The following is a 6,181-nucleotide window of genomic DNA, read 5'->3' as shown; positions in this document are numbered from 1 at the left end:
CCACCTGCCTGCCCGGGCCGGGGCCCGGGTCCCGCAGGACCGGAGGTCGACGCCCACGGGTGGTCGGGACCCCAGGGCCCCGTCGTGGTCGGCGAGCGTGCGAAGTCAACCCCCGCAGGGGCTGCTGCCGACCAGGGTAGTCCAGCGCCAGGGGGCCGCGGTAATCACGCCGTCGGACGTCCACAGGGCCCCGTCGGGTCGGCTCCTCCCCAGCCCGGGCGGCGGCGGACGCGTCGTGCGCGCCGACGCGCTGGGCTGCGGTCATGACGATGCCACGTCGCGCCCGCCCCGCCACCCGTCGCCCGTCGCGCCGCCTCGGCGCGGGCGCCGCCCTGCTCGCCGGGGTGCTGGCGGGCGTCCCCGGCGCCCCGTCCGCCCGGTCCGCCCCGTCCGGAGAGGTCCCCGTCGGCGTCTGGCCCCTCGACCCCGTGCCGGCGGTGGTCGCGCGCTTCGACCCGCCCACCACGCCGTACGGCGCGGGCCACCGGGGCGTCGACCTCGCGGGGCGACCCGGCCAGCCCGTCCGCACGGCGCTGGCGGGGCGGGTGTCCCACGCCTCGGTGCTGGCGGGCCGGGGCGTGGTGGTGGTCGACCACGGCGCGACCCGCACGACGTACGAGCCGGTCGCCGCCGCCGTGACGCGCGGCGACGCGGTCGCGGCCGGCGACCGGATCGGCTACCTCGAGGCGGCCCCGAGCCACTGCGCGCCCGCGGCGTGCCTGCACTGGGGCTGGATCGAGGGCGAGACCTACCTCGACCCGCTGCTGCTGGTGGGGGCCGGCCCGGTGCGCCTGCTCCCGCCCACGGGCTGAGGGCCGGCCCGCGGAGGCACCGGGACGGCGCAGGTGCGGTGGGGCCCGGAGGTCACGCCCGCGGATGGGCCTGACGGTAGGCGCGTCGCAGCCGGTCGGTGGTCACGTGGGTGTAGCGCTGGGTCGTCGCCAGCGAGGCGTGGCCCAGGATCTCCTGGACGCTGCGCAGGTCCGCGCCGCCCTCGAGCAGGTGGGTGGCGGCGGAGTGGCGCAGCCCGTGGGGGCCGATGTCGGGGGCCCCGGGCACCTCCCCGACGCGGGCGTGCACGAGGGTCCGGACCGCGCGCTGGTCGAGGCGGCCGCCGCGGACCCCGAGGAACAGGGCCGGGCCGGACGTGGGAGTCGCGAGGGCGGGGCGTCCACCGCGCCGCCAGGCGTCGAGGGCGAGGGCCGCGGGTCGGCCGTAGGGCACCGAGCGCTCCTTGCGGCCCTTGCCGAGCACCCGGACGACGCGCCGGTCGTCGTCGAGGTCGTCGACGTCGAGACCGCAGAGCTCGCCCACCCGGATGCCGGTGGCGTACAGCAGCTCGAGGACGGCGACGTCGCGCAGCCCGGTCGGGGACCCGTCCGCGGCCCCGGCGACCGCTGCGGCGAGCAGGCCGCCCGCCTCGTCGGCCCGCAGCACGGCGGGCAGGGTGCGATGGGCCCGCGGCGAGGCCAGCGCCGCCCCGGGATCGGCGCTCGTGCGGCCCGTGCGGGCCAGCCAGGCGGTGAACACGCGCGCGGCCGTCGCCCTCCGCGCCACCGTGGTGCGGGCCTTCCCGGAGCTCTGCTGCAGGGCCAGCCAGCTGCGCAGCGCCCGCAGGTCGAGGTCGGCGACGTCGCGCAGACCGCGGCGGCGGGCGTGCTCGAGCAGCCCGGCGACGTCGGCCAGGTAGGCGCGTGCCGTGTGCGGGGTGACGTCCCGCTCGGCGACCAGGTGGCGCTCGTAGTCCACGAGGGCCTCCCGCAACGACGCCGGGAGACCCTCGTCGACCGACGGGTGCTCCTCCGGCGCGCTCATCCGCCGATCGTAGGAGCGCGGCGACGACTCAGTCGCGACCCGCGGCGGCGAGCCGCCAGCCCGTCGCGTCGCGCTCGACGAGCCCGGCGCGGGCGAGCCGGTCCAGGCTGCCGCGCACCTCCACCACCCCCATCCCGGCGCTGACGGCGATCGAGTCCACCCGGGCCCCGCCGTGCACCGGCAGCCCGTCGAGGACCTGGCGCTGACGCGCGGTGAGCCGGTCCCGCGCCCGCTCCGGGGCGCGGGGCACCTCGAGGAGGTGCTCGCCGGGGCGCCCGACGGCCTCGAGCACCTCGGCGCCCGAGGTGACGAGGGTCGCGGCGCCGCTGCGGATCAGCTGGTGGACGCCCGCGGACGGGGCGCTGGTCACCGGTCCGGGCACGCCGAGCAGGGTCCGCTGCAGCCGCGAGGCCCAGTTGGCTGTGCTGAGCGCGCCGCTGCGCAGCGCGGCCTCCACCACCAGCGTGGACCCGGTGAGCGCCGCGATGAGGCGGTTGCGGGCGAGGAACCGGATCCGCTGCGGCGCGCAGCCCGGCGCCGCCTCCGAGACGACGGCGCCGTGGTCGACGAGGTGGCCCAGCAGCCTGGCGTGCTCCCGGGGGTAGGCACGGTCGACCCCGCAGGCGAGGACCGCGGCGGTCCGCCCCTCGGCGTTGACGGCGCCGACGTGCGCCGCCCGGTCGATGCCGAAGGCCGCGCCCGAGACGACCGGCAGGCCGGCGCCGGCCACCTCGGCGGCGATGTCGCCGGCGACGGCGGCGCCGTACTCGGAGGCGGAGCGCGATCCCACCACCGCGACCCCGCCGGCCAGCTCGTGCAGACCGACCGGGCCGCGCACCCACAGCCCCACCGGCGGACCACCGCGGTCCTGCACCGGCGCGACGCCGTACAGGTCGTCGAGCCCGGGCGGCCACTCCGGGTCGCCGGGCACGACGAACCGGATGCCGCGCCGCGCCGCGCGCTCCAGCTCCTGGGCGCCGTCCGTCGCGGCCAGGCGCGCGCCGTAGTCGGTGCGCACCCCCGCGAGGTCCGCCTCCGCGAGCAGGTGGGCGCACAGCGCCTCGGCGCCGAGCTCGGCGACGAGGACGGTCTGACGGGGGTCGCCGGGCTCGAAGACCCGCGACAGCGCGGCACGGGCGACCCGCTCGGCCTCGCCCACGCCCGGCGGCGCCGACGGCGGCACGGCCGTCATCGCCGGCCCGCCCGGGGCCGCACGGCGGCACTGGGCAGCGACTCTCCGGTGCGCAGCCGCAGCGCCACCTCGACCTCGTGCACGCCCGGCACGACGTCGACGCCGGCGCGGACCGAGGCCAGGTCGGCGACGGTCCAGGCGACGCGGTGCACCCGCGTGGCCCCACGGTTGGACAGGCGCCCCGACAGCACGGCCTCGCTCAGCAGGTCCCGCGCGGCGTCGTCGGCGAGGGGGTGCCGCTGGACCAGCCCGGGCCCCGTCGCCTGGCCGTTCAGGCGCCAGCGCTCCGCGGCGTACCGCGCGGCCTGCCGCTCGCGGGCCGCGGCCACGCGGACCCGCACCTGGGCGGAGGTCTCGGTCTCGGTGAAGGGGTCGTGATCGCCGCGTCGCAGCGGCTCGACGTGGCGGGTGATGTCGATGCGGTCGGTGACCGGACCCGCGATCCGCGACCGGTAGCGACGGCGGCGCACCTCGGTGCACTCGCACCGGTCGAGGGCGGGACTGACGTGGAAGCGGCCGCACGGGCACGGGTTGCTCGCCACCACGACCATCGCCCCCGCGGGCAGCGTCACCGACTCCTCGGTGCGCGAGACGGTCACCTCCCCGCTCTCGAGCGGCTCGCGCAGCGCGTCGATGACGTCGGTGCGGAACAGCGGGAACTCGTCGAGGAAGAGCACGCCGGCGTGGGCGGATGTGACGAAAGGTGAGCGGTGCCGGGATGCCGGGCGCACTCACCTTCTCGATCCGCCCCTCCCGCTACCCCTGGAGTCTCGTCTTGCCTACCGCCTCAATTCTCATCCGTTTGTCAAAACAAGCCGGAGAGTCGAACCTCTCGCTCGCTGGGATGGAAGCCGACTGCCGAGCGCTGGCCGATCGGCACGGCTACACGGTCGCCGCTGTGCGCGTCGACGACGGTCTCTCTGGCGCCATTCGAAACCGGCCCGGATTCCTCCAGTGGCTCGACGACGGTCGTGCGGGGCGAGTCGACTGCCTCATCTCCTGGAGCGGCGACCGGCTCTCACGAGAAGGCGTGAACGCTGCCGCCCTCGTGCTCGACGTTGTGGAGGGGAAGGACGCCGGCTCCGGCGCTGTGACAGCGCGACCCGTCCGCTTCATTACGGCCGACGACGGCCTCGACTCTTCGGGTGACCCAACGGGCTTCCGCTTCAACTTTGTGATTAAGGCCGAGGTCGCGCGCGCCGAACGGGAGCGGATCGTCGCCCGGAACGCGACAGCTCAGCGACGCCTTCGTCGAGAGGTCGGCCGCTACCGGGGAGGCGAGCGCCCCTACGGCTACGCGGTCGCAACGCGACGTGAAGGCGGAAAGACGCTGATCGTCGACCCCGCCGAGGCGGCGATCGTGCGTGAAGTCGCTGGACGGGTCCTCGCCGGAACGTCGCTGTACGCGATATCCCTCGACTTGACCGCGCGAAATGTGCCCACCCGGCGGGGGGGCCCGTGGCGGATTCCGACTCTCCAGAATCTCCTGACCGCGCCCTACACGGCCGGATACGCCCTGCACCGAGGGCAACCGATCCGAGGCGAGGACGGCAACCCGATCCGTTGGTACGAGCCGGTCCTCGAAGAAGAAACCCTCGCCCAGCTCCGTCGGATCGTTCGCGCCCCGGCGAGGGGCCGAGGGTCGCACGCGCTCCCGGGCACGGCGGGGAGAGTGGCGAAGGCGACCCGCCTGCTTTCCGGCGCTGTCACGGCAGCGTGCTGCGGCGGCAGGCTGTACGGAGTACGCGCGAGCCCCTCGAAGCCGACGGCGCTCTACCGCCAGCCCGCCGATCAGGTCGGGGCGTGCCGGACCCAGGTCTCGATCAGGGCCGAGGCCCTAGAGGAGTTCGTAACCGCTGAGTTCTTGGCGCGCTTTGGCCACTTCTCCGAGGTCCGGCCGATCACGACGGGCGACGCCCGAGCCGACCTCGCGGCTGTCGAGCGAGAGATACACGAGGCGGCGCGGGCGATGACGGAGCCCGAGGCCGACCTCGGTGCGCTCTCGGCGCACCTCGTCGCTTTGCACGCCCGGCGAGAGGAGGTCGCGGCACGTCCAGACGTCGACGAGGTCAAGCTCCTCCCGACGGGTCGCTCGATCGCCGAGGCGTGGACGGCGAGCGAAGACCTACACGCGAGGCGGGCGCTCATCCTCGACGCGCTCGACGGCCCGATCGTGATCACCCCGGTCGGGCGTGCCCGCCGGGTCCGGGGCCTTGACACCGAGCGAGTCACTCTCCTCTGGCGGGGCGAGACAGCGCCGGACTACCTCGCCGGGCAGGCGTAGCGCCGGGCCGCAGGCCGCGCTCGGGCTAACACGAGTGACGAAGTGACGGATCGAGCGTCACTCCCCTATTCCCCTTCAAGAGAGAGACTCTCGAAGGCGGATAGGGGAGTGACGCTTCTTCCGTCACTTCGTCACTCGTGCTGAGTTCCTGCCACCGACGTAAGCCCGGCGGTGTGACCCATGCCACTGAGCAGCACTCCCCCCGCAGGCGCACTTAGGTAGTGCGGGTGCCAGTCCCCTCCTGTGCGCCGAGAGCCCCGTCGCGGCACGTCCTGGGCGGGGCTCTCTTCGGGCGGCACCCGTACCGATGACACTTCTTCGCTGAGAGGAGGCACGTGGCCCTCTACCGACTCACGTGCGCCGATCCGGTATGCGCGTCACCGTTTGAGGCGGCACGCCCTCATGCCCGCTCGTGCTCGCAAACGTGCCGCAACCGTCTGAGCCGCTCGCGCGTTCTGGCGCGCCGCGCCCGCGAGGCCGCTCGCACAGCGCGGCTTCTCGACGCCCTCGCAGCCTCACTGACGCCAGCACGGCCCTGACGGGACGCACGGGCACCCCCGGTCCCGTCCTCCGCCGCCAAGGCCCGCGTCGGCGCGCCGACACCCAAGCCCTTCAGGAGGCATCCATGCCCCGCTCTCGCTCTGGGCCTCACCGTGGCCCCTCCCGCCGTGTTGCCGACCCCCTCGCAGTCGTGACTGATTCCCGCGAGCGGCTGGAGCACGCCCTCGCAGAGGTCATCCGCTCCGGCGCCACCGAGCAACGCCTCTTAGACGCCGAGCAGGCCGACCGCGCATCCAGCTCAGTCGCTGCCTTCGCCGAGGTTCTCGCCGGCGCCTTCGAGCGTCTTGACGCGGACGCCGCGCGTCGCCTTGCCGGCAACTGACCCATCC

The 6,181-nt window shown here is 75.3% G+C and carries 6 protein-coding genes; 3 read left to right on the top strand and 3 right to left on the bottom strand.

Going from position 1 to position 6,181, the window contains the following annotated elements; all coding sequences use genetic code 11:
• The first annotated feature begins 263 nt into the window (after nucleotides 1–263).
• Nucleotides 264–812, top strand: coding sequence for a murein hydrolase activator EnvC family protein (locus ABD158_RS14295; protein WP_344008205.1), 549 nt, complete (start codon nucleotides 264–266; stop codon nucleotides 810–812).
• 52 nt (nucleotides 813–864) lie between these two features.
• On the opposite strand, the gene ABD158_RS14290 is transcribed toward ABD158_RS14295, so the two are convergent.
• Genes ABD158_RS14290 through ABD158_RS14280 form a run of 3 tightly spaced genes read right to left on the bottom strand, consistent with a single transcriptional unit; the run spans nucleotide 865 to nucleotide 3,738 of the window.
• A complete protein-coding gene (locus ABD158_RS14290; RefSeq protein ID WP_344008204.1) occupies nucleotides 865–1,815 on the bottom strand; it encodes a tyrosine recombinase XerC in 951 nt (316 codons plus the stop codon).
• A gap of 28 nt (nucleotides 1,816–1,843) precedes the next feature.
• Nucleotides 1,844–3,007 carry a DNA-processing protein DprA gene (gene dprA / locus ABD158_RS14285; RefSeq protein WP_344008203.1) on the bottom strand — a complete coding sequence of 388 codons (1,164 nt, stop codon included), beginning with the start codon at nucleotides 3,005–3,007 and terminating at the stop codon, nucleotides 1,844–1,846.
• Complete coding sequence (locus ABD158_RS14280; protein WP_344008202.1) at nucleotides 3,004–3,738, bottom strand: ATP-binding protein; 735 nt, start codon at nucleotides 3,736–3,738, stop codon at nucleotides 3,004–3,006. The genes dprA and ABD158_RS14280 overlap by 4 nt, the downstream gene beginning before the upstream one ends.
• Between ABD158_RS14280 and ABD158_RS14275 the strand changes: the two genes are divergently transcribed.
• Together ABD158_RS14275 and ABD158_RS14270 are read left to right on the top strand one after the other, a co-directional pair.
• The gene (locus tag ABD158_RS14275; protein WP_344008201.1) at nucleotides 3,711–5,291 is read left to right on the top strand and encodes a recombinase family protein; all 1,581 of its coding nucleotides are present in this window, start codon (nucleotides 3,711–3,713) and stop codon (nucleotides 5,289–5,291) included. The genes ABD158_RS14280 and ABD158_RS14275 overlap by 28 nt on opposite strands.
• A 691-nt stretch (nucleotides 5,292–5,982) precedes the next feature.
• Nucleotides 5,983–6,174 carry a hypothetical protein gene (locus ABD158_RS14270; RefSeq protein ID WP_344008200.1) on the top strand — a complete coding sequence of 64 codons (192 nt, stop codon included), beginning with the start codon at nucleotides 5,983–5,985 and terminating at the stop codon, nucleotides 6,172–6,174.
• Nucleotides 6,175–6,181: the final 7 nt, after the last annotated feature.

The organism is Nocardioides lentus, assembly GCF_039529515.1.
GTDB lineage: Bacteria > Actinomycetota > Actinomycetes > Propionibacteriales > Nocardioidaceae > Nocardioides > Nocardioides lentus.
Note: the sequence above shows the minus strand (reverse complement) of the source record. Positions and strands in the feature narration are given on the sequence as shown.

What these genes read in the sequence shown, in the direction of transcription:
- dprA (WP_344008203.1), bottom strand. Translation starts at nt 3,007, where the DNA reads ATGACGGCCGTGCCGCCGTCGGCGCCGCCGGGCGTGGGCGAGGCCGAG.
- ABD158_RS14290 (WP_344008204.1), bottom strand. Translation starts at nt 1,815, where the DNA reads ATGAGCGCGCCGGAGGAGCACCCGTCGGTCGACGAGGGTCTCCCGGCG.
- ABD158_RS14295 (WP_344008205.1), top strand. Translation starts at nt 264, where the DNA reads ATGACGATGCCACGTCGCGCCCGCCCCGCCACCCGTCGCCCGTCGCGC.